Source organism: Micromonospora sp. WMMD987, assembly GCF_029581435.1.
In the GTDB taxonomy this organism is placed as follows: domain Bacteria; phylum Actinomycetota; class Actinomycetes; order Mycobacteriales; family Micromonosporaceae; genus Micromonospora; species Micromonospora rifamycinica.
The window spans coordinates 3,188,156-3,209,154 of record NZ_CP120861.1; the positions used below are offsets into that span (position 1 = coordinate 3,188,156).

A 20,999-nucleotide genomic window follows, 5' to 3' on the forward strand; every position below is an offset into this window, starting at 1 on the left:
ACATGGCGAAGACCGGCATCACCCTCACTCGACGTGGCCTCGGCGCGATGCTCGCCGTCGGCCTGCTGGCCGGCGGACTCGCCGGCTGCGGCAACAGCGACACCGGCGGCGACGGCGACAGCGGCAGCAGCGGCGGCGGCAACAGCAAGCTGGTCATCGGCTTCTCGCAGGTCGGCGCGGAGAGCGGCTGGCGCACGGCGAACACCAACTCGATCAAGGAGTCGGCCGCCGAGGCCGGCTACGAGCTGAAGTTCGACGACGCCCAGGGCAAGCAGGAGAACCAGATCAAGGCGATCCGCAACTTCATCCAGCAGAAGGTCGACGTGATCGCCTTCTCGCCGGTGGTGGAGTCGGGTTGGGACACCGTGCTCAAGGAGGCCAAGGACGCCAAGATCCCGGTCATCCTGACCGACCGGGCGGTGGACTCCGCGGACAAGAGCCTCTACAAGACCTTCATCGGCTCGGACTTCGTCAAGGAGGGCCGGCTCGCCGGTGAGTGGCTGGTCAAGGAGAAGTCGGCCGCGACCGGTCCGGTGAACATCGTGGAGCTGCAGGGCACCACCGGTTCGGCCCCGGCCAACGACCGCAAGAAGGGCTTCGCCGAGGCGATCGCCGCCAACCCCAACCTGAAGGTCGTCGCCTCGCAGAGCGGTGACTTCACCCGGGCCGGCGGCAAGCAGGTCATGGAGCAGTTCCTCAAGGCCAACCCGAAGATCGACGTGCTCTTCGCGCACAACGACGACATGGGCCTCGGCGCGCTGGAGGCGATCACCGCGGCGGGCAAGACGCCCGGCAAGGACATCACCATCATCACCATCGACGCGGTCAAGGACGGCATGCAGGCGCTGGCCGACGGGAAGTTCAACTTCATCGCGGAGTGCAGCCCGCTGCTCGGCCCGCAGCTGATGGACCTGGCCAAGAAGGTCAAGGCCGGCGAGGAGGTCCCGGCCCGGGTCGAGACCGAGGAGACCACCTTCACCCAGGAGCAGGCCAAGGCCGCGCTGCCCAACCGGAAGTACTGACCGACCGGGAGGCCGCCGCGTTCGGCGCGGCGGCCTCCGCTTCCGAGGAAAGGTTCGGTGGGATGTCGGAGAGGCATCCGGTCCTGACGATGACCGCGATCAGCAAGATCTTCCCCGGGGTCCGCGCCCTCGACGGCGTCGACCTCCGGCTCTTCCCCGGTGAGGTGCACGCCCTGATGGGCGAGAACGGCGCCGGGAAGTCCACCCTCATCAAAGTGCTGACCGGCGTCTACGGCACCGATTCCGGCACCATCACCCTCGACGGCGACGAGGTGTCCTTCCCCGGTCCGATGCAGGCCACCGCCGCCGGGGTGAGCACCGTCTACCAGGAGGTCAACCTCCTGCCCAACCTGTCGGTGGCGGAGAACATCTACATCGGCCGGGAGCCGCGCCGGCTCGGCGCGGTCAACTGGCGCGAGATGCGTCGGCGGGCCCAGGAACTGCTGGCCCGCATCGACCTGCACATCGACGTCACCGAGCTGCTCGGCAACTACTCGCTGGCCGTCCAGCAGATGGTGGCCATCGCCCGCGCCGTCGACATCCGCGCCCGGGTGCTGATCCTCGACGAGCCCACCTCCAGCCTGGACGCCGACGAGGTGGCCCAGCTGATGCGGATCATGCGGCAGCTGCGCGACGACGGTATCGCGATCATCTTCGTCACCCACTTCCTCGACCAGGTGTACGCGATCGCCGACCGGATCACCGTGCTGCGCAACGGCCGGCTCGTCGGCGAGTACCTGACCAGCGAGCTGCCGCAGATCGCGCTGGTGGAGAAGATGATCGGCAAGGAACTGGACGCGCTGGAGCGCCTCGACGAGGCCACCAGCGGCGAGGACCGGGCGGCCATCGAGTCGGGCACCCCGCTGGTGGCGGCCGACGGCCTCGGCCGGTCCGGTTCCGTCGCGCCGTTCAGCCTCACCATCCATAAGGGTGAGGTGGTCGGCCTGGCCGGGCTGCTCGGCTCGGGGCGTACCGAGGTGGCCCGGTTGTTCTTCGGCGCGGACCGCGCCGACGCCGGTCGGCTCGCCGTGGACGGCAGCCCGGTGACGATCCGCAACCCGGTGGCCGCCATCGACCGGGACATCGCGTTCTGCTCCGAGAACCGCCGCACCGAGGGTCTGGTCGGCGAGCTGTCGGTGCGGGAGAACATCATCCTGGCCATGCAGGCGGCCCGGGGCTGGCTGCGGCCGGTGCCCCGCCGCCGGCAGGACGAACTGGTCCAGCACTGGATCAAGGCGTTGAGCATCCGGCCGGCCGATCCGGAGATGCCGGTGCGCAACCTGTCCGGCGGCAACCAGCAGAAGGTGCTGCTGGCCCGGTGGCTGATCACCGAACCGCGGCTGCTGATCCTCGACGAACCGACCCGGGGCATCGACATCGGCGCCAAGACCGAGATCCAGCGCCTGGTGGCGCAGCTCTCCGACGGCGGGATGGCGGTGCTGTTCATCTCCGCCGAGCTGGAGGAGGTGCTCCGGCTCAGCCACAAGGTCGCCGTGATGCGCGACCGGCACCTGGTCACCGAACTCACCAACGACGACACCCTCGATGCCGCCCGCGTCATGCAGGTCATCGCCAGCGGCAGTTCCCAGGAAGGGTCGGTGCCGGCATGAGCACCGTACGGGCCCGCGTCGCGGGCGTCACCAGCCACCGGCTGTTCTGGCCGCTCGTGGTGCTGGTGCTGCTGCTGGTGGCGAACGCCGTCTACCGGCCGAGCTTCCTGTCGGTCGAGCTGAAGAACGGCCACCTGTACGGCAGCCTGGTCGACATCGTCCGGCTCAGCGCCCCGCTGATCCTGGTCGCCCTGGGGATGTCCCTGGTGATCGCCACCGGCGGCATCGACCTGTCGGTGGGCGCGGTGGCGGCGGTCGCCGGTGCGGTGGCCTGCCTCTACATCAGCGAGCAGCCCGACCAGAACAGCCTGGGCGTGGTGCTCACCGCGGTGGCACTCGGCTTCGGGGTCGCCCTGGTGCTCGGCGCGTGGAACGGCATCCTCGTCGCCGGGATCGGCATCCAACCGATCATCGCCACGCTGATCCTGATGGTGGCCGGTCGCGGGCTGGCCCAGCTGATCGCCGAGGGGCAGATCATCACCATCAACAGCGGGCCGTACAAGGTGATCGGGGTGGGCCACCTGCTGACCCTGCCGTTCGCCATCGTCATCGCGCTCGCGGTGACCGTCCTGGTGGCGGTGCTGACCCGGCGTACCGCGCTCGGCATGATCATCGAGTCGGTCGGCGGGAACGCCGAGGCCAGCCGGCTGGCCGGCATCCGCTCCCGGCGGATCACCTTCCTGGTGTACGTGGTGAGCGCCGCCTGCGCGGCCATCGCCGGGTTCATGATGACGGCCAACGTCTCCAGCGCCGACGGCAACGCGGTCGGCCTCTGGGTCGAGCTGGACGCCATCCTGGCCGTGGTGATCGGCGGCACCGCGCTGGCCGGCGGCCGGTTCTACCTCGGCGGCACCGTGGTCGGCGCGTTGCTCATCCAGACCCTGACCACCTCGGTGTACGCCATGAACATCGACCCGCAGACCTCACTGCTGTTCAAGGCGGTCGTGGTGATCGTGGTCTGCCTCATCCAGGCCCCGGCCTTCCGGGCTCGGTTCCGCCGTCGGCGCAGCGCCCCGGTGACTCCGGTGGAGCCGGTCGGCACAGAGAAGGAGCAGGTTCCGGCATGACCACGACCCCGTTGGCCGCCCGTGGGGGCCGTGCCTGGTGGCGGGTGCCACCCCGGCACGTGCCGGTGCTCGCCACCGCGGCGCTGCTGCTGGTGATGTACTCCATCGGCGTCTCCCAGTACCGCGCCTTCTCCAACATCCAGGTCGTCTTCAACGTCTTCATCGACAACGGCTTCCTGCTGGTCGTCGCGGTCGGGATGACCTTCGTGATCCTCACCGGCGGCATCGACCTGTCGGTCGGGTCGGTGGTGGCGATGACCGCGATGGTGTCCGCCTCGTTGCTGGGCGACGGCCTGCACCCCGCCCTGGTGCTGGTGATCGCGCTGTTGCTCGGTCCGGCCCTCGGGTTCGCGATGGGCTGCGTGATCCATTTCTTCGACATCCAACCCTTCATCGTCACGCTGGCCGGGATGTTCTTCGCCCGGGGCGTGTGCACCTGGATCAGCACCACCTCGATCCCGATCACCGACGGGTTCTGGACCAGCGCCGCCCAGCACCGCATCCACCTGGGCGAGAACTTCGTCTCGGTCGGCGCGTTGATCGCCGTCGCGGTGGTGGCCGTGGCGGCCGCCGTGCTGGCGTACACCCGGCTGGGCCGCAACGTGTACGCCATCGGCGGCAACCAGCAGTCCGCGCTGCTGATGGGTCTGCCGGTGGGGCGTACGAAGATCGCGGTCTACACCATCAGCGGGCTCTGCTCGGCGATCGGTGGGATCCTGCTCTCCTTCTACACCCTGTCCGGTGCCCCGCTGATCGCGGTGGGCATGGAGTTGGACGTGATCGCGGCGGTCGTCATCGGCGGCACCCTGCTCACCGGCGGTTCCGGTTACGTCTTCGGCACCCTGCTCGGGGTGCTGGTGCTCAGCATCATCCAGACGTTGATCACCTTCGACGGCACCCTCAACTCGTGGTGGACCAAGATCGTCATCGGTGGCCTGCTGTTCGTGTTCATCCTGCTCCAACGCCTCGTCGGCATCCGCACCAAGTGACCCTCGCCAGTCCCACCGGAAGGCAACGCCCATGACCAACCCATCACCGGTCGCCGAGGTCTGGTTCCTCACCGGCAGTCAGGGCCTGTACGGCCCGGAGACCCTGCGCCAGGTGGCCGAACAGTCCCGGCGGATCGCCGAACGGCTCGACGCCGACCCGGCCGTCCCGGCCCGGGTGGTCTGGAAGCCGGTACTCACCTCCAGCGCCGAGATCCTGGCCGTCTGCCGCGACGCCGCCGTGCAGGGCGCGGTCGGGGTGATCGCCTGGATGCACACGTTCTCCCCGGCCAAGATGTGGATCTCCGGACTGGACGCGCTGCGGACCCCGCTGCTGCACCTGCACACCCAGGCCAACGTGGAACTGCCCTGGTCCGAGATCGACATGGACTTCATGAACCTCAACCAGGCCGCCCACGGCGACCGGGAGTTCGGGTACGTCCAGACCCGGCTCGGCGTCGCCCGCAAGACCGTCGCCGGCCACGTGAGCGACCCCCGGGTCGCCGCCCGGATCGGCGCCTGGACCCGGGCCGCGATCGGCCACGCGGAGATGCGGTCGCTGCGGCTGGCCCGGTTCGGCGACAACATGCGCGACGTCGCGGTGACCGAGGGTGACAAGGTGGAGGCCGAGCTGCGGTTCGGTGTCTCGGTGAACACCTACGGCGTCAACGACCTGGTCGAGGCCGTCGACGCCGTCGCCGACGCCCGCATCGACGAGCTGGTCAAGGAGTACGACGACAGCTACCGCCTGGTCGCCGCGCTGCGCTCCGGGGGCGACCGGCACGACTCGCTGCGCTACGCCGCCCGGATCGAGGCGGGTCTGCGCGACTTCCTCGACGCCGGGGGCTTCCGCGCCTTCACCACCAACTTCGAGGACCTGGGCGGGCTGCGGCAGCTGCCCGGTCTCGCGGTGCAGCGGCTGATGGCCGACGGGTACGGCTTCGGCGGCGAGGGCGACTGGAAGACCTCGGTGCTGGTCCGCACGCTCAAGTCGATGTCCGTCGGCACCACCGGCGGCACCTCCTTCATGGAGGACTACACCTACGACCTCACCCCCGGCCGGGAACTGGTGCTCGGGGCGCACATGCTGGAGGTCTGCCCGACCATCGCGGCCGCCACCCCCAACGTCGAGATCCACCCGCTGGGCATCGGCGGGCGGGAGGACCCGGTCCGGATGGTCTTCGACGCCCAGCCCGGCCCGGCGGTGGTGCTCGGCCTGGCCGACATGGGGGAGCGGTTCCGGCTGGTCGCCAACGAGATCGACGTGGTGGCCCCGCCGTACCCGCTGCCGAAGCTGCCGGTGGCGCGGGCGGTGTGGCGGCCCCGGCCCGACCTGGCCGCCTCGGCGGAGGCCTGGCTCACCGCCGGTGCCCCGCACCACACGGTGCTGTCCCAGGCCGTCGGGGTCGAGGAGCTGCACGACCTCGCCGAGATGGTCAGCACCGAACTGGTCGTCATCGACGCCGACACGACCCCCCGGCGGTTGGCCGACGAACTCCGTTGGAACCAGGCCTACTACCGCCTGGCCCGGGGTTTCTGAGCTGCCATGGGCCAGCAGCGGCGCGACCGCGCCGCGGTGATGAGCGACGTCGCGCAACTCGCCGGGGTGTCGCACCAGACCGTGTCCCGGGTGCTCAACAACCATCCGAGCGTCCGGCCGGAAACCCGGGAGCGGGTGCTGCGTGCCGTGCACCAGCTCAACTACCGGCCCAACGCCCTGGCCCGGGGGTTGGCCGGCCGGCGCTCCCGGGTCATCGGTGTGGTCAGCTTCGACACCATCCTGTTCGGTCCGGCGGCCACCCTGCTGGGCATCGAACGGGCCGCCCGCGCCGCCGGGTACGGCATCAGCATCGTCACGCTGGAACAGTTGGACCGCAGCGGCATGCGGTCCGCCATCGACGCGTTGACCGAGCAGTCGGTGGCCGGCGTCGTCGCCATCACCCCGATGATGACGGCGTCGGTCGCCGTGCACGGCCTGCCCACCGGCGTACCGGCGGTGGTGGTGGAGGCCAGCGGGGAGCGCGGTGAACTGCCCAGCATCTCCGTCGACCAGGTGGCCGGTGCCCGGCTGGCGGTCCGGCACCTGCTCGACCTGGGGCACGAGACGGTGTGGCACATCGCCGGCCCCCGGGACTGGCTGGAGGCCCGGGACCGGGTCGACGGGTGGCGGCAGACCCTGGAGCAGGCGGGTCGCCGGGTTCCACCGGTCATCGTGGGCGACTGGAGTCCCCGAGCCGGCTACGAGCTGGGCCAGGCGCTCGCCGCCCGCCCGGACGTGACCGCGGTGTTCTGTGCCAACGACCACCAGGCACTCGGCCTGCTGCGCGCCCTGCACCAGCGGGGCGCCCGGATTCCCGAGGACGTCAGCGTGGTCGGGTTCGACGACATCCCCGAGGCCGAGTACCTCTCCCCGCCGCTGACCACGGTGCGGCAGGATTTCGACGAGGTCGGCCGCCGGTGCGTGGCCGCGCTGCTGGAACTCCTCGACGGCACCGGCGCGAGCACGCCCCGGCCGCAGGTCGAGCCCGTCCTCGTCGTCCGCGCGAGCAGCGGTAACCGCCGCCCCTGAGCCGCGTCCGGGCAGCCGCAGCCGCTGAGCCGTCCAGGCAGCGGCAGTCGTCGCCCCTGAGCCCTCCAGGCCACGGTATCCGCCGCCCCTGAGCCGTCCAGGCGGCGGTTTCCGCCCCTGAGCCGCCCAGGCGGCGGCTTCCGCCGCCCTGTGCCGCCTGGCCGGACGGGCCGTCGTGGCGGCGTCAACGCGGGGTGCTCCGGCGAAGCCCGCCGGTGACGGCGCGGTGACGCGCACTGCGACAGGGTCGAACGACGACGCGCCGGGTGCCGGCGGTCGGACCCCCGTCACGGGCAGGCCGTCAAGGGAGACCCCATGATCAGGACGATGCTCCGGATCCGTGCGCGTCCCGGCGCGGAACAGGAGGTCCGGTCGGTCTGGCGGACGGCCGCGGAGCAGATCGGCGCGCTCCCCGGCAACCTGCGGCGGGACCTGTTCCTGGACGCGAACGACCCGCGTACCTTCGTCGTCGCCACCGAGTGGGCCGACGACGACGCCCTGCTCGACTACGAGAACGGCCCGGTGGCCGCCCGCCTCGCCGACGCCCTGGGTGCCCGGTGCCTGCCACCCACCGCCGACGACCTGCGGGTGATGCGCGACGAGCCGGGCGGGCACCCGACGCTCCTGGTGGACGTGGAGGTCACCGTGCCGGCCACCCGGCTCGCCGAGTTCCGGCGGGGCCACGCCGAGGTGACCGCCCGGATGGCCGGGGTGCCCGGCTACCTGCGCGAGGACCTGCTCCGGGAGCCCGGGACCGACGTCCACCACATCTTCGCCGAGTGGCGTACCGCGACGGAGTTCCACCGCTGGGTCGCCAACCCGGCCCACGCGCGGGAGGAGGCCGGGCCGATCGCGCCGTTCCTGCTCGACTTCCGCCGCCGACTGTTCCACCTCACGGCTCATCCCGGCACCGACCGGGCGGCCAGTACCGGTAGGGAGACCGACGTGCACACGACAACGGACGTACTCATCGTCGGGGCGGGGCCGACCGGGCTGACCGCCGCCGTCGAGCTGGCCCGGCGGGGCATCGACTGCCGGGTGGTGGAGAAGCTGGCCGTGCCGCCCGGCCAGGCGGACAAGGCGATCGGGGTGCACTGCCGCACCATGGAGATCTGGGCGGAGCAGGGCATCGTGCGGGAGGCGATGGACGCCGGGATCTGGCTCACCGGCAACGTGGTGTTCGTCAACGGCACGCAGACCCACCGGATGAGCTGGGAGCTGCCGGGACTGCCGTACGCGCACCTCGGCCTGCCCCAGTACGAGACCGAACGCCTGCTCACCGAGCGGCTGGCCACCCTCGGCGTCCGGCCGCAACGCGGCGCGGAGCTGACCGGGTTCACCCAGGGCGTGGACGGCGTGCTGGCCACCCTCGGCTGCGCGGACGGCAGTACGCAGACGATCCGGGCGCAGTACCTGATCGGCGCGGACGGGGCGCACAGCCGGGTCCGGGAGCTGCTCGGACTGACGTTCTCGGGGGGACTGGGCCGCTTCCCGCAGTTGTTCATGCTCGCCGACGTCGACGTGGACTGGGACATGCCGGACGGGCACCTGCTGCGCTTCCTGCACGAGACCGACGGCCGGATGGACGGCATGCTGGTCTGCGTACCCCTGCGCGGGCAGGGTCGGTACCGGATCGCGACCCTCGCCCCGCCGCGGTTCTTCGCCCAGACCGGCGGCCGGGACGCCCCACCCGGGTTCAGCGAGGAGTTGGCCGAACCGACCCTCGACGACGTGCAGACCGCCCTGGACCGGCTCGCCCCACCGGGCACCCGGGCGGCGAACCTGCGCTGGTCGTCGGTGTTCCGGATCAGCCACGGCATCGTCGACCGGTACGGCCACGGCCGGGTCTTCGTGGCCGGTGACGCCGCGCACCTGCACCCGCCCGCCGGCGGGCAGGGGATGAACACCGGCATCCAGGACGCCTGGAACCTGGCCTGGAAGGTGGCGCTGGCGGTCCGGGGGCTCGCCGCCCCCGGGCTGCTGGACAGCTACGAGGCCGAACGCCGCCCGGAGGGGGAGGAGATCGTCGGCCGGGCGGTACGGCTGGCGTTCACCGACGAGCTGGACCGCGCCGACCTGGAACGGCAGTTCCTCCAGGAGATGTCCCTGCTGCTCAACTACGCCGACAGCCCGTTGGTCGGCGAGTGCGTGACCGATCCCGACGCGCTGCGCGACGGCCCGCGCCCCGGTGACCGCGCACCCGACCTGGGCGGCCTGGCCCGGCGGGGGGTCGGGCACCCGCTGCGGCTGCGCGACCTGACCGGGGGCACCCGGCACACCCTGCTGGTCTACGCGGACGCCTCGGCCGAGCCGGCGGTGGTGGCCGCCGTGCCGGGGCTCTGTGCCGACGTCCGCGCCGTGACCCGGGGCGAGGTCGACGTCTATCTGCTGCTCAGCCCGGACGCCGGGGAACCGGGGCTGCCCGCGCCACCGGTGGTCCGCGACGCGGGGGGCGAGTTCCGGGTCCGCTACGGGGTGGCCGGCACCGCGCTGTACCTGATCCGCCCGGACGGCCACGTCGGCTTCCGCAGCCAGCCGGTCGACGCCGACGCGCTGCGCAAGAACCTGAACCTGGTCTTCGGCGGCGCGCGATGACGGCGGTGCGCACGGTGCTCGCCATGCGTACCCGGGAGGGCTGCGCGGAACGGTTCGAGGCGGAGTGGCTCTCGGCGGCGGAGCAGATCCGGCTGCTAGACGGGTGCCTGCGGCAGGATCTGGTCCGCGACGCCGACGACCCGCGCAGCTATCTGATCATCAGTGACTGGGCGGACCGGGAACGGTTGGACGCCTTCGGGCGCAGCGAACACCGCGACCGGCTGCTGCGGGTGGTGCGGGAGCTGCGCGAGTCCGCCGAACGGCACACCTACCAGGTGCTGCACAGCATGTCCCGGGTGCCCGAGGAGGCGAGATGACCGAGCCGCTGCCCGCGTCGCAGCTCTACACCGACCAGTTCGCCACCGACCCCTACCCCTGCCTCGCCCGGCTCCGCGCCGACGCGCCGGTCTGCCCGGTCAGCTCGCCCCGCTTCGACTCGTACCTGCTCACCCGGTTCGACGACGCGCGGGCGGCGCTGACCGACCCCCGGCTCTCCAAGGACCTCTACGGCCCCGGTCAGCACTACCTGCAGATCTTCGGCCCGAACTCGGAGGCGTTGAACCGGAACATGCTCAACGCCGACCCGCCGGAGCACACCCGGCTGCGCCGGATGGTGTCGCAGGCGTTCGCGCCGCGCCGGATCGAGGAGCTGCGGCCCCGGGTACGGCAGATCGTCGACGACCTGGTCGACGGGTTCGTCGGGCAGGGGCGGGCCGAGCTGATGCACGACTTCGCGATCCCGCTGCCGATGGTGGTGATCTGCGAACTGCTCGGGGTGCCCCGGGCCGACCAGGACCGGGTGCTGGACTGGACCCAGGTGATCCGTACCTCCGGGTCGTCGCGGCGACCACCGGCCGAGGAACGGGCGGCGGTCGGCGAGGCGCAGGTGCGGCTGCACCACTACCTGGCGGACCTGGTGGCCGCGAAGCGGATCACCCCGGCCGACGACCTGGTCAGCGCCCTGATCGACGCCGGTGACCAGGACGGCGGGCTGTCCGAGGCGGAACTGGTCGCCACCACCTTCCTGCTGCTGTTCGCCGGGCACCAGACCACCGCCGACTTCCTGGGCAACGCGACGGTGGCCCTGCTGACCCATCCCGACCAGCTCGACCTGCTGCGGGACACCCCCGAGCTGCTGCCCTCGGCGATCGAGGAACTGCTGCGCTTCGACGGTCCCCTGCCGGTGGCCAGCCCCCGGGTCGCCACCGAGGACGTCGAGTACCGGGGGGTGCGCATCCCGGCGGGGTCGATCGTGGGGGTGGCGCTCAACGCGGCCAACCACGACCCGGCGCACTTCGTCGACCCGGACCGGTTGGACCTGCGCCGGGTCCGGGGGCCGCACCTGGGCTTCGGCCACGGCGTGCACTACTGCCTCGGGGTCTCGCTGGCCCGGATGGAGGCCCAGATCGGGCTGGCGGTGCTGCTGCGCCGGCTCCCCGGGCTGCGCCTCGCGGTGCCGGCCGCCGAGCTGCGCCGGCTGCCGGCGGCGTCACCGTTCCGTGGCCTGCTGGAGCTGCCGGTCCGGTTCGTCGCCTCGGCCCCGCCGGTGTCCTACCCGCCGGCCCGTCGCCCCCGCCCCACCGAGCCGACCCCTACCGCCTGATCTCCGAGGAGCTTCGATGACCTTCCGCAACGTGATCGTCTGTCGCATGGTGCCGGGCAGTGAGCAGACCGTCGCCGACGTGTTCGGGTACTACGACCGGACCACCCGGCCGCAGGACCTGGGCGTGGTCGGGCGGACCCTGCTCTCCTTCCACGGCCTCTACATCCACCTGATCGAACGCGACGCCGACCCGAAGGTGACCGGGCAGACCCGGGGCCTGCCCGCCTTCCAGCAGATCGCCGAACAGATCGCCCCGTACGTGACGCCCTACCCGAAAGACTGGCGGAACCCGTCGGACTCGGTGGCGAAGGAGTTCTACCGGTGGACACCCGCCGAGCCGCCGGCCGGCACGGGTGAGCCGAGCCGGACGGTCATCGTCGCCCGGATCAAGCCCGGGGCGGAACCCACCGTCGCGCAGATCTTCACCGAGTCCGACGCCGGACCGCTGCCCGCCATGATGGGGGTCACCGGGCGGTGGCTCTACTCGATCGACGACGTCTACCTGCACGTGCTGGAGCGGGTCGGCGAGGAGTTCGACGGCGCCGTCGCCGAGCGCCACGACCAGCCCGCCTTCGCCAAGATCATGGACGATCTCAGCCCGTACATCAGCCCGTACGATCCGGACACCTGGGGCAGTCCGGTGGACGCGGTGGCCACCGAGTTCTACCGGTGGCGGGCCGAGGACTGAACCGGTCGGCCAGCGGGGGTCCGGCGGCGCGGACCCCCGCTGGCATGCGTACCCCGGACCTCAGCCGGTGGGCAGGGTCGCCCAGCCCCGGTTGAACGTCCTGCTGCCGTCGTCGTCCGGCCGGTAGTTGCGCTCGATGTTGCCGGCGGCGTCCACCGAGAACCACTGGACTCTGGTGCCGACCGGCACGGTCAGCGTCTCGGCCCCCTCCCGGATGCCCGCCGAGGCGTACAGGGTGGACCCGAACGTCGGCTTGCTGCCGTCGAGGGTGTAGAACACCGCCGCCGGCTCGCTGACGTCGAACCGGACGCTGACCGTGCCCTCGGTCGGGCTCGGGGCGACCGCCAGGGTGCTGGTCGGGCGCTTGCGGTCCTTGTCGTAGTCCCGGGCCACCCGCAACAGCTCGACCAGGCCGTTGCTGAACTCCATGGTCTCCTGGTGCGCCTCCTCCCAGGTGGGCTGGAAGCTGGTGCCGACCTCGAAGTTCCAGGCGTAGATGCCGTACCGGTACCAGAGCATGTCCCCGGAGTTGCCGGCCGCCGAGTACAGCACGTCGGAGATCGGGCCGGTCCGGGCCGGGGTGACGGCCATGTTGCGGTGCCGCTTGATCGCGGTGAGGATCCGCGAGGACGCACCCCAGAAGAACGACTCCTCGGCCAGCGTCGGCCGGGGCGCGGAGATCCGCCCCGGGGTGGCGTACGCGCCCGGCGACCACATGAAGTAGTTGCCGGAGGAGTGCAGGTTCATCGAGAACTTTATGTTCGGCCGCTGGGCCAGCCAGTCGACGTTGCGGTTCTCCGGCTCGGACAGCTCACCCGGCCCGGCGTACGTGTCGCTGGTGCAGCTCGGCGACGCCCCCGAGTAGCCGTCGAAGAGGCTGTACTCGGTGTAGTTGCGGTTGTTGTCCACCCCCCACGAGTTGCGGGCCAGCGCGTCGGTGGCGCCGCCCGGGGCACAGTGGTTGGTCATGTTGCGCCGCTGGGAGGCGTAGTCGTAGAACGAGTAGTGCCCGCCGTCCGGGTTGATCGACGGCACGATCCAGATGTCCAGGGTGCGCAGCAGCTGCTTGGTGTTCTCGTCGGTGGCGTGGTTGCGCAGCAGCCGCTCGGCGGTCTCGATGGTCACCAGCGGGGGTACCCACTCCCGGGCGTGCTCTTGAGCGTAGGCCAGCACCCCGGTGCGGGAGCCGTCGCGGTACTTGCCGATCCGGATGGCGTACACCGGGTGCGGGTCGCGGGAGACCCCGGCCGGGGCCTTCAGGTTGTCCGTCAGCGGCGTCGACGCGACCGGCGCGACCACCCCGGCCCCGGCGTCACCCCGGTAGGTGTACGCCCTGAGCAGCGTCCCCGCCTCGGCGGTCAGTGCTGCGGCGACCTGGGCGGCGGTGCTGGTCACCGCCCCGGCGGCGTCGGTGGCCAGGCTGACCCGGACGGCCTTGCCGGTCACCGTGACCGCGAGCGGCCGGTCGGCCGCACCCGGGTCGGCCAGCTCGACGGTGATGTCGTTGCCGCCCTCGTGCCCCCAGGCGAGCGAGTCGACCGCGACCCGGGTGGCTGCGGTCCCGCCGAGCACCACCTGTGCCTTACGCCGGTACCCGTTGGTCTGGTACGGCAGCTTCACCACCTCGGCGAGCTGCGGGTAGGCGTCCGCCAGCCGCTTGATCCGGTCGTACAGCTCGGTCGGGGTGAGGTAGCTGGTGACGAAGTCCTTCTGGTAGCCGGTGCCCTCCGGGCTGTCGGCCGGGATCGGCAGCCACTCCTTCACCTCGGCGACCGCCACGTCACCGGTGGGGCTGGTGATCTGGATGCGCTGCGGCCGGGCGGTGACGGCGGCGGCGCCCCGGTGGTAGAGGTAGACCCCGGCGTCGACGAACCGGGTGATGCTCTGGGTGCCGCCGGAGCCGATCTCGGTGCCGGGGCCGCTGTCCCGGGCCACGGTCAGCGTGCTGGTGGAGGTCTGCCCCTGGGCCCACTTGGCCTCGACCGAGAGCACCTGGTTGGTGCCGGAGGTGTAGTAGTCGGCCCGGATGATCTTCACGTCGGAGGTGGCGGCGCTGCGCTCCAGGGTCGCCGTGTACGCCCGGTTCTCGGCCCGGTGGGCGGCGATGGTGGCCTCCCGCTCGCTGATCCGACGCGCGGAGTCGTCGGCGTCGTGCAGCACGGCACCGACCCGGTAGCCCATCCGCTTCAGGGCGGCGACCTCGGTGGGGGTGACCACGGCGTGCACCACGATGCCCGCCTCGGTGGGCGTGACGTGGTGGTCGAGGTCGACACCGGTGGCGACCAGCGCGTCGAGCTGGGCGGTGCCGTCGACCGTCACCTCCACCACGTCGGCCTGCTCGTCGGCGGAGCGTTCGAGCACCGCCGGGGCGTCGGCCTCCCGGTCGGCCGGGGCGGCGGTGCCGGCGGTCGCCGGGCCGGCGAGCAGCAGCAACGCCACGCCGGCGGCCGTCGCGGCGGGTAACCGCCGCCACCGGCGGGGGAGCGCGGAACGGGACATCTCGGGCCACCTTTCCTCAGGAACGGGACGGTTCGACGGCACGCGGGAGCGCCCGCCGTCGGGCGGGATGCGAAACGGGAGGGTCGGACGCCGGCAGTCGGGCGACGGTGGGCGGCCGATCGCGACGGCCACCTGCGGCAGGACGGAGACCCGGGGGTCTCGGCGTTCGCGCGCAGCCGGCCGACCGGCGCCGATCCGGTCTGCGTGACGGGCGGGGGACGTACCTGGTTACGGTCGGTCGTGGGGGCCTTGCCGATCGGTGCGCCCATCCTGGCCGGACCCGCTCGGGTCTGTCAATGATCTGTCCGGCCGGACACGGGCTGTCACAGCGTGGCAGCGTCGGTGTCCTCTCCCGACGGTCGGCGGGCGTCCGGCGCGGTCAGGACGGGGCGCGGTAGTGGCCGGTGAGCCGGCCCAGCTTCATCGCCAGGTGCAGGCACAACCGCTCGTTGCCGTCCTTGAGGTCGGTGTCGGCGAGCTGCTCGACCCGTTGCAACCGGTAGTAGAGCGTGGTCCGGTGCAGGCGCAGCTTCTCGGCGGTGGCGTGGGCGTTCCCGGCCAGGTCGAGGTAGGCCTCCAGGGTCTCCAACAGCACCTGGTGGGCGTCGTCGCGCAGCAGCCGCTCCAACCCCGGGTGCACCCCGGCGACGTCGAGGTGCCGGTCGTCCAGTTGGGACAGCACCCGGTAGATGCCCAGCCCGGCCCAGGAGACCACCCGGCCCAGCGCCGGCAACTGGAGACCGACCCGGGCCGCCTGCACCGCCTCCCGGTACGACTGCACCGCGTCGGCCAGCCCCGGGCGGGACTGACCGATGCCGGTCACCGTCCGCTCCACCGAGGGCAGGCCCCGGGTCGCGTTGCGCAGCGCCTCGTCCAGGTGCTCGGCGACGCTCTGCGGGGTGGGGCGGCCGGCGATCCGGCCGCCGCAGATCAGCAGCACCCCGTGGTCGGGCCAGACCATGTGCAGCGACTCGCGGACGCCGAGCCACCGGCGGGTGGCCACCAGCGCCTGCTCCAGGGCGATCCGGGCCACCTCGTCGGGGTGCCGCCCGGCGGCCGGGGTGAGCTGCGCCACCACGGCGGTGGTGGTGCCGTCACCGGCGACGGTGCCCTCCTCCAGCAGCGCCCGGACGGCGTGCGCGCGGGCCTGCGGGCTCTCCACCAGCAGGGTCCGGGTGGCCTCCGCCTCCCGTTGGGAGGCCAGCTCGCCGAGCAGGTTCTCCCGGTAGAGCGCCAGCGACAGGTCGGTGAAGGCGCCCGTGGCGGTGGCGATGTCGGCGTCGGTCATCGACCCGTCGTCGTCGATGAACCAGACGAAGCCGAGCAGCAGGTCGTCGTGCCAGATCGGCACGCAGACCCGGGGGAGCAGGTCGAGGTCGACGTCGGCCGGGGTACGCACCGGCTCGCGTGCGGTGAGCACGCCCATCCGGCGGAACCAGGCGATCACCTCCGGGGTGGTCTGCCGCCGCAGGATCGACATCCGACGTACCTCGTCCATCGGACCGTCGTGTTCGCTGTAGACGACCACCCGTTGCCGGCGGTCCTCGATGAGAGCGGGTCGCCCCACCCGGGCGGCGACGGCGTCGACGATGCGCTGAAGCTCACCATGCATGGATCTCCCCTGGCTGGCTGCGCGATCGGGGTGCCCGGCAGCCAGTGCCTACCCTGTGCGGCCGGTGGGCCTGTGCGCAAGGTCCCTCCGGGATCTACCGACAAAAGGACGGCCCCGGTGGCGACTGTTCCGGCAATTGTCCGAAGAGCCACGGTGATCGACGATCGTAAGGTTCCGGTGCGGTGGGCAGCGGGCCGCCGGCGTGCAGGAGGGAAGGCCCGAGTGACAGCTGGTAGGCCCTGGCGGGGGGTGCTGGTCGCCATCCCCACCCCGTTCCGGGACGATCTCGGGGTCGATCTCGACCGGCTCCAGGAGCACGTGCGCTGGCTGGCCGACGCGGGTTGCCACGGGGTGATCCCGTGCGCTCCGGTGGGGGAGTACCGGGCGCTGTCCGACGACGAGCGGGCCGACGTGGTGCGGGCGACGGTGCAGGCCGCGCCGCCGGGCTGCGCGGTGCTGCCCGGGGTCGGCGGCTACGGCAGCCGGCAGTCCCGCCGCTGGGCGGAGCAGGCCGCCGCCGCCGGTGCCGACGCGGTGCTCGCCCCACCCCCCGACGGCTACCCGGCCGGCGACGCCGAGGTGGTCGCCCACTACCGGGAGGTGACCGCCGTGGGCCTGCCCGTGGTCGCCCACAACGACCCGCACGACACCCGGGTGGACCTGACCCCGGAACTGCTCGCCCGGGTCGCCGAGACGGACGGGATCGTGGCGGTCGAGGAGTTCTCCGGCGACGTCCGGCGGCTGCACCGGATCCGGGACCTCTGCCCGCACCTGGACGTGCTCGCCGGGGCGGACGACGTGCTGCTCGAACTGGTGCTCTGCGGCGCCCGTGGCTGGGTCGCCGGCCTGTCCAACGCGCTGCCCCACCAGGCGCTCCGGCTCTACGACCTCTGCGTCGCCGGTGACCTGGCCCGGGCGCTGCCGCTCTACGCCGAGCTGCACCCGGCCCTCGGCTGGGACTCCCGACCGGAGTCCGTCCAGGCCATCAAGCTGGCGATGGAGTGCGCCGGGCGGTTCGGTGGCCGGTGCCGGCCGCCACGGGGACCACTGGCCACGCCGGCCGCCGCCCGGCTGCGCCGGGACCTGGGCCGGGCGTTGGCGGCCACCGTCGACCCGGTCGCCGACTGCCGTCCGCGGTGAGCGAGCCGACCGCCGTCCGTGCCGGGCGGCCGGGTCGCCACCGACTGCCGTCCACGCCGAGCCGCCCGGCCGCCCACCGCCGTCCACACCGAGCGCCGGATCCGGCCGGTCGACGGGCCGGCCCGGGCACCCGGCCTGCGACGACCCGGTGCCGGTCCTTCAGGTGTCGGAAGCCGCCGGTCCACCTGCCGACATCTGCACGGTGACCGGCCCCGGCCCGTCCTCCTAGATTCGCTGCGCGGCCCGGCGACAGGTGCCTCGGCAGCCACCCCCGGGACACCACCGGAGACCGGACGCCGTGTCCCTCCCGACGAGAGGTGAACCTGTGCACCGTGCTACCCCCCAACGACCCCGACTGAGGCGTTCCGTGCTGGCCGCTGTCCTGGCCGGCACGCTCGTGGTGACCGGCGCGGCGCAGGCCGCCGCGGCCCCGGGCAACCCGGCCGGCGGCACCGCGCCGTTCCAGGTCCTCGACCCGCAGGCCTGGCAGAACCCGGACACCATGACCTGGGACGACTACCAGGCGGTGCCGGGCAGGAACTGGGCCGACCCGAGCGTGCGGGGCGCGATCCGCAACTTCAAGATCGCCCTGGTCGCGCTCGACTATCCGGACCAGACGTTCGCGGTCTCCCAGCGGGCCCGCTCGACGGTCTTCGGCAACCCCCAGTCGGTCGCGGCCAACATCCCCCGCGCCGACGTGCCGAAGTTCTACCAGGACTTCCTCAACACCCCGAACACCCTGAACAAGGGGCACACCCTGCACGAGTACTGGATGCAGGACTCCAACGGGCGCTACGGCGTGGACCTGGCCGGCTTCGGGCCGTACCAGCTGCCGGCGAAGTCGTACCAGTACGGGTTGGACAACAGCTTCAACCCGGGGGCCTGTCCGAGCGGGGACACCTGCAACAAGAACATCCGTACCGACGGCCTCGGCGCCTGGCGGGCGGCGGTCGGTGACGAGGTCGCCAACCAGTACGAGCTGGTCTTCATCCTCAGCGCCGGCCAGGACGAGTCGTCCACCTGGCAGGAGTTCGGGCAGATGATCTTCCAGAACAAGGAGGACGTGCCGGACTCCTGGGGCCCGCCGGACCCCAACCTGCCGAACTGGGCGAAGACCCGGTACGTGGAGTGGACCTCCTGGAAGGCGGCGGCGACGCTGTGGCCCAACGCCGGTGGCGGCTCCTCCACCCAGGGGGAGAGCTCCGGGATGGGGGTGTACGCCCACGAGCTGACCCACCTGCTCGGCATCGGCGACAACTACAACAACCCGTACGGCGAGCCGTTACGCCGGGCGTACACCGGCATCTGGAGCATGATGTCGCGCGGGTCGTTCAACGGCCCCGGCGGCCCGCACACCCGCTGGCAGATCCCGCCGACCAACGGCGGCTCCATGGGATCGCTGCACACCGTGCGGGACAAGCTCAAGATCGGTCTGCTCGGTGAGGAGCACGTGCTGCGGCTGTCCCGGGAGGCGCTGGCCTCGTCCGGCCTGGTCGTCGCCGAGGTGACCGCCCGCGCGGTCGACGCCGGCCCGAAGGGGCTGACCGGCGTGAACATCGCCCTGAACAAGGACCTCTCGCCGGCCTGCGCGGTCGCCACGAATCCCCTGTGCGACGGCGGCGGCTTCAACAACTACACCGTCGAGGTCGTCGACCGGATGGGGGCCGACTCGTTCACCCCGGACCGGGGTGTGCTGCTGAGCAAGACCAAGAACGCCGACAGCGCGCCGTTCCAGTGGGTGGTGGACGCGAACCCGCAGGACATCGACATGATCGACTTCTACCGGCCGGACGGCACCCCGCAGAAGATCACCATGGGTGACTACCGGCAGCTCTCCGACGCGCTGTTCCACGCCGGGGCGGACACCGGCAGCCAGTACGAGTACGTCGACCAGGCCAACCGGCTGCACTTCTACGTCATCGACCTCAAGCGGGACGCGGCCGGCTCGCTGTCGTACACGGTGGCGGTGCGGTCGCTGGACGGCACCGGGGGCCCGAGCAGCCACGGCGTGACCCTGGGCAAGGGCGAGGTGACCAGCGGCGGCAAGCCGACGAACCGGGGCGTGACCTGCTCGTTCGAGCTGACCAACAGCGGCACGTACTCGGCCGGCGGGCAGCAGCACCCGGAGAACGTGTCCGGGTACCTCAAGTCGGACGTCTACCGCCTCTCGGCGGAGGTGGCCGGCCGGGGCTGGCGGACCTGGTTGCCCAACCCGCTGGCCACCGCGCAGTTCGGCAAGTCGACCACGGTCCGGGTGTCGGTGGGCGCCACCGCCGCCGCCGCGGACACCGGCTTCGTCAAGCTCACCGCGACCTCGGAGAGCGACCCGTCGAAGACGGTGACCAGGCAGTGCCGGGTGGAGAAGTCCTGACCGGGATCGATCGCCACGTCGGGTCCGGGGCGGCACGCGTCGCCCCGGACCCGACGTGCGGCGGGGAGGAGACGACGTGCGGTTGTCCACGAGCGCCCGGCGCGGCGTCGGCGTGCTGCTGACCCTGCTGCTGGCCGGGGCGGGGGGATGCGGCGGTGCCGCCGACGAGGCGGAGGCGGTCACCCCGACCACCGTCCGGGTCCTGGTCCGCGACATCAACATCCGGGCCGAGGGGGTGGACTGCGCCGGCACCGGGCCTTACCAGTACTTCCACCACCGGGCGGCGTTCCGGCTGCTCGACCCGGACGGCGCGGCCCTGGTGACCGGAACGCTGCCGGCGGGCACGGCGGTGGCCGCCTTCGCCGAGGACCTGGCGGTGGAGCGGGTACCGACCTACTGCGCTTTCGCGGTGCCGGTGCGGGTGCCGCAGCGCGACGGGTACCGGCTGGAGGTCGCCGGCCGGGCCCCACTCGACCTGACCCCGGACAGCAGCGAGGGGCCGGCACTGGTGGCGGTGGTGCCGGCATGAGGCGGCTGCTCGCGCCGCTGCTGGCGGTGCTGGTGCTGGCCGGCTGCACCGCCGGGCCGGCCGCGGAACCCGGGCCGGCGCTGGCCGGAGGCGCCGCGGCGTTGCCCGGTCCGGTCCCGGTGGACCTGGCGCTGCGCCCGACGCCCGGCACCGCGCCGGCCGCGCCGGCGTTCACCGGCGCGCTCACCGACGGCACCCCGCTGACCGCCGCCCGGCTCTGGGCGGACCGGCCGGTGGTGTTCACCTTCTTCAGTTCCTGGTGCACCACCTGTGCGGCCCGGCAGGACGCGCTGAGCGACCTCGCCCGCCGCTACCGGGACCGGGTGGTCTTCGTCGGGGTGGCCGGTGCCGACCAGCCCGACGAGTTGCAGGACTACCTGCGCACCCACCGGGTGGAGTATCCCGTGGTGGTGGACGGGGACCAGACCGTCTGGCGGTCGTACGCGGTGCGGGAACCACCGGCCGTCGTGCTGGTCGCCAAGGGCGGGGCGCTGCTGCGGGGCTGGCCGGGGGGCCTCGACGCCGCCGCGCTGGACCAGCGGCTCGGGGAACTGGTGGTGGCCGCCTCCGGCTAGTCGACCCGTCCGGTGCGGGTGGAGACGGCGACGCGTCGGGCGTGGTGTCGATTCGATGGCGGACCGACCCCGCGCCCCGCGTCGCGTCCGGCTGCCCGCGTCCCGGGCGGTGTCGATGTTCGTGCTGGTGAGG

General features: G+C 72.3%; 16 protein-coding genes. 14 read left to right on the forward strand and 2 right to left on the reverse strand.

What is annotated here, in order from left to right; translation table 11 throughout:
• The first annotated feature begins 2 nt into the window (after positions 1-2).
• The 10 genes from O7612_RS13340 to O7612_RS13385 all read left to right on the forward strand — a co-directional run bounded on the left by O7612_RS13340 (position 3) and on the right by O7612_RS13385 (position 12,140).
• Positions 3-1,022, forward strand: coding sequence for an ABC transporter substrate-binding protein (locus O7612_RS13340; protein WP_282273550.1), 1,020 nt, complete (start codon positions 3-5; stop codon positions 1,020-1,022).
• A 62-nt stretch (positions 1,023-1,084) separates the two neighbouring features.
• Positions 1,085-2,632, forward strand: coding sequence for a sugar ABC transporter ATP-binding protein (locus tag O7612_RS13345; RefSeq protein ID WP_282273551.1), 1,548 nt, complete (start codon positions 1,085-1,087; stop codon positions 2,630-2,632).
• Positions 2,629-3,699 (forward strand): ABC transporter permease, encoded by a 1,071-nt coding sequence (locus tag O7612_RS13350; RefSeq protein ID WP_282273552.1) that lies wholly within the window; start codon positions 2,629-2,631, stop codon positions 3,697-3,699. Before O7612_RS13345 ends, O7612_RS13350 begins: the two co-directional genes overlap by 4 nt.
• Entirely contained in the window at positions 3,696-4,688 is a 993-nt protein-coding gene (gene yjfF / locus O7612_RS13355; protein ID WP_282273553.1) for a galactofuranose ABC transporter, permease protein YjfF, read from the forward strand. The genes O7612_RS13350 and yjfF overlap by 4 nt, the downstream gene beginning before the upstream one ends.
• Before the next feature lie 31 nt (positions 4,689-4,719).
• Entirely contained in the window at positions 4,720-6,225 is a 1,506-nt protein-coding gene (gene araA / locus O7612_RS13360; protein ID WP_282273554.1) for an L-arabinose isomerase, read from the forward strand.
• 6 nt (positions 6,226-6,231) lie between these two features.
• Positions 6,232-7,254, forward strand: a complete 1,023-nt coding sequence (locus O7612_RS13365; RefSeq protein WP_282273555.1) for a LacI family DNA-binding transcriptional regulator — start codon at positions 6,232-6,234, stop codon at positions 7,252-7,254.
• 315 nt (positions 7,255-7,569) lie between these two features.
• Complete coding sequence (locus tag O7612_RS13370; RefSeq protein ID WP_282273556.1) at positions 7,570-9,849, forward strand: FAD-dependent monooxygenase; 2,280 nt, start codon at positions 7,570-7,572, stop codon at positions 9,847-9,849.
• Positions 9,846-10,166, forward strand: a complete 321-nt coding sequence (locus O7612_RS13375) for an antibiotic biosynthesis monooxygenase family protein (RefSeq protein WP_282273557.1) — start codon at positions 9,846-9,848, stop codon at positions 10,164-10,166. Before O7612_RS13370 ends, O7612_RS13375 begins: the two co-directional genes overlap by 4 nt.
• Positions 10,163-11,452 (forward strand): cytochrome P450, encoded by a 1,290-nt coding sequence (locus O7612_RS13380; protein WP_282273558.1) that lies wholly within the window; start codon positions 10,163-10,165, stop codon positions 11,450-11,452. The genes O7612_RS13375 and O7612_RS13380 overlap by 4 nt, the downstream gene beginning before the upstream one ends.
• A gap of 16 nt (positions 11,453-11,468) precedes the next feature.
• Positions 11,469-12,140 carry a TcmI family type II polyketide cyclase gene (locus O7612_RS13385; RefSeq protein ID WP_282273559.1) on the forward strand — a complete coding sequence of 224 codons (672 nt, stop codon included), beginning with the start codon at positions 11,469-11,471 and terminating at the stop codon, positions 12,138-12,140.
• 60 nt (positions 12,141-12,200) lie between these two features.
• Here O7612_RS13385 and O7612_RS13390 read toward each other — a convergent pair whose 3' ends face one another.
• Both O7612_RS13390 and O7612_RS13395 read right to left on the reverse strand, forming a co-directional pair.
• Positions 12,201-14,639 (reverse strand): M14 family metallopeptidase, encoded by a 2,439-nt coding sequence (locus O7612_RS13390; RefSeq protein ID WP_282273560.1) that lies wholly within the window; start codon positions 14,637-14,639, stop codon positions 12,201-12,203.
• 379 nt (positions 14,640-15,018) lie between these two features.
• The gene (locus tag O7612_RS13395) at positions 15,019-16,251 is read right to left on the reverse strand and encodes a PucR family transcriptional regulator (RefSeq protein ID WP_282273561.1); all 1,233 of its coding nucleotides are present in this window, start codon (positions 16,249-16,251) and stop codon (positions 15,019-15,021) included.
• A gap of 222 nt (positions 16,252-16,473) precedes the next feature.
• Between O7612_RS13395 and O7612_RS13400 the strand changes: the two genes are divergently transcribed.
• The 4 genes from O7612_RS13400 to O7612_RS13415 all read left to right on the forward strand — a co-directional run bounded on the left by O7612_RS13400 (position 16,474) and on the right by O7612_RS13415 (position 20,866).
• Positions 16,474-17,391, forward strand: coding sequence for a dihydrodipicolinate synthase family protein (locus O7612_RS13400; RefSeq protein WP_282273562.1), 918 nt, complete (start codon positions 16,474-16,476; stop codon positions 17,389-17,391).
• A 367-nt stretch (positions 17,392-17,758) separates the two neighbouring features.
• Positions 17,759-19,762, forward strand: coding sequence for a M6 family metalloprotease domain-containing protein (locus tag O7612_RS13405; protein ID WP_282273563.1), 2,004 nt, complete (start codon positions 17,759-17,761; stop codon positions 19,760-19,762).
• A 76-nt stretch (positions 19,763-19,838) separates the two neighbouring features.
• Complete coding sequence (locus tag O7612_RS13410; protein WP_282273564.1) at positions 19,839-20,291, forward strand: hypothetical protein; 453 nt, start codon at positions 19,839-19,841, stop codon at positions 20,289-20,291.
• Positions 20,288-20,866 carry a TlpA disulfide reductase family protein gene (locus tag O7612_RS13415; RefSeq protein ID WP_282273565.1) on the forward strand — a complete coding sequence of 193 codons (579 nt, stop codon included), beginning with the start codon at positions 20,288-20,290 and terminating at the stop codon, positions 20,864-20,866. Before O7612_RS13410 ends, O7612_RS13415 begins: the two co-directional genes overlap by 4 nt.
• Positions 20,867-20,999: the final 133 nt, after the last annotated feature.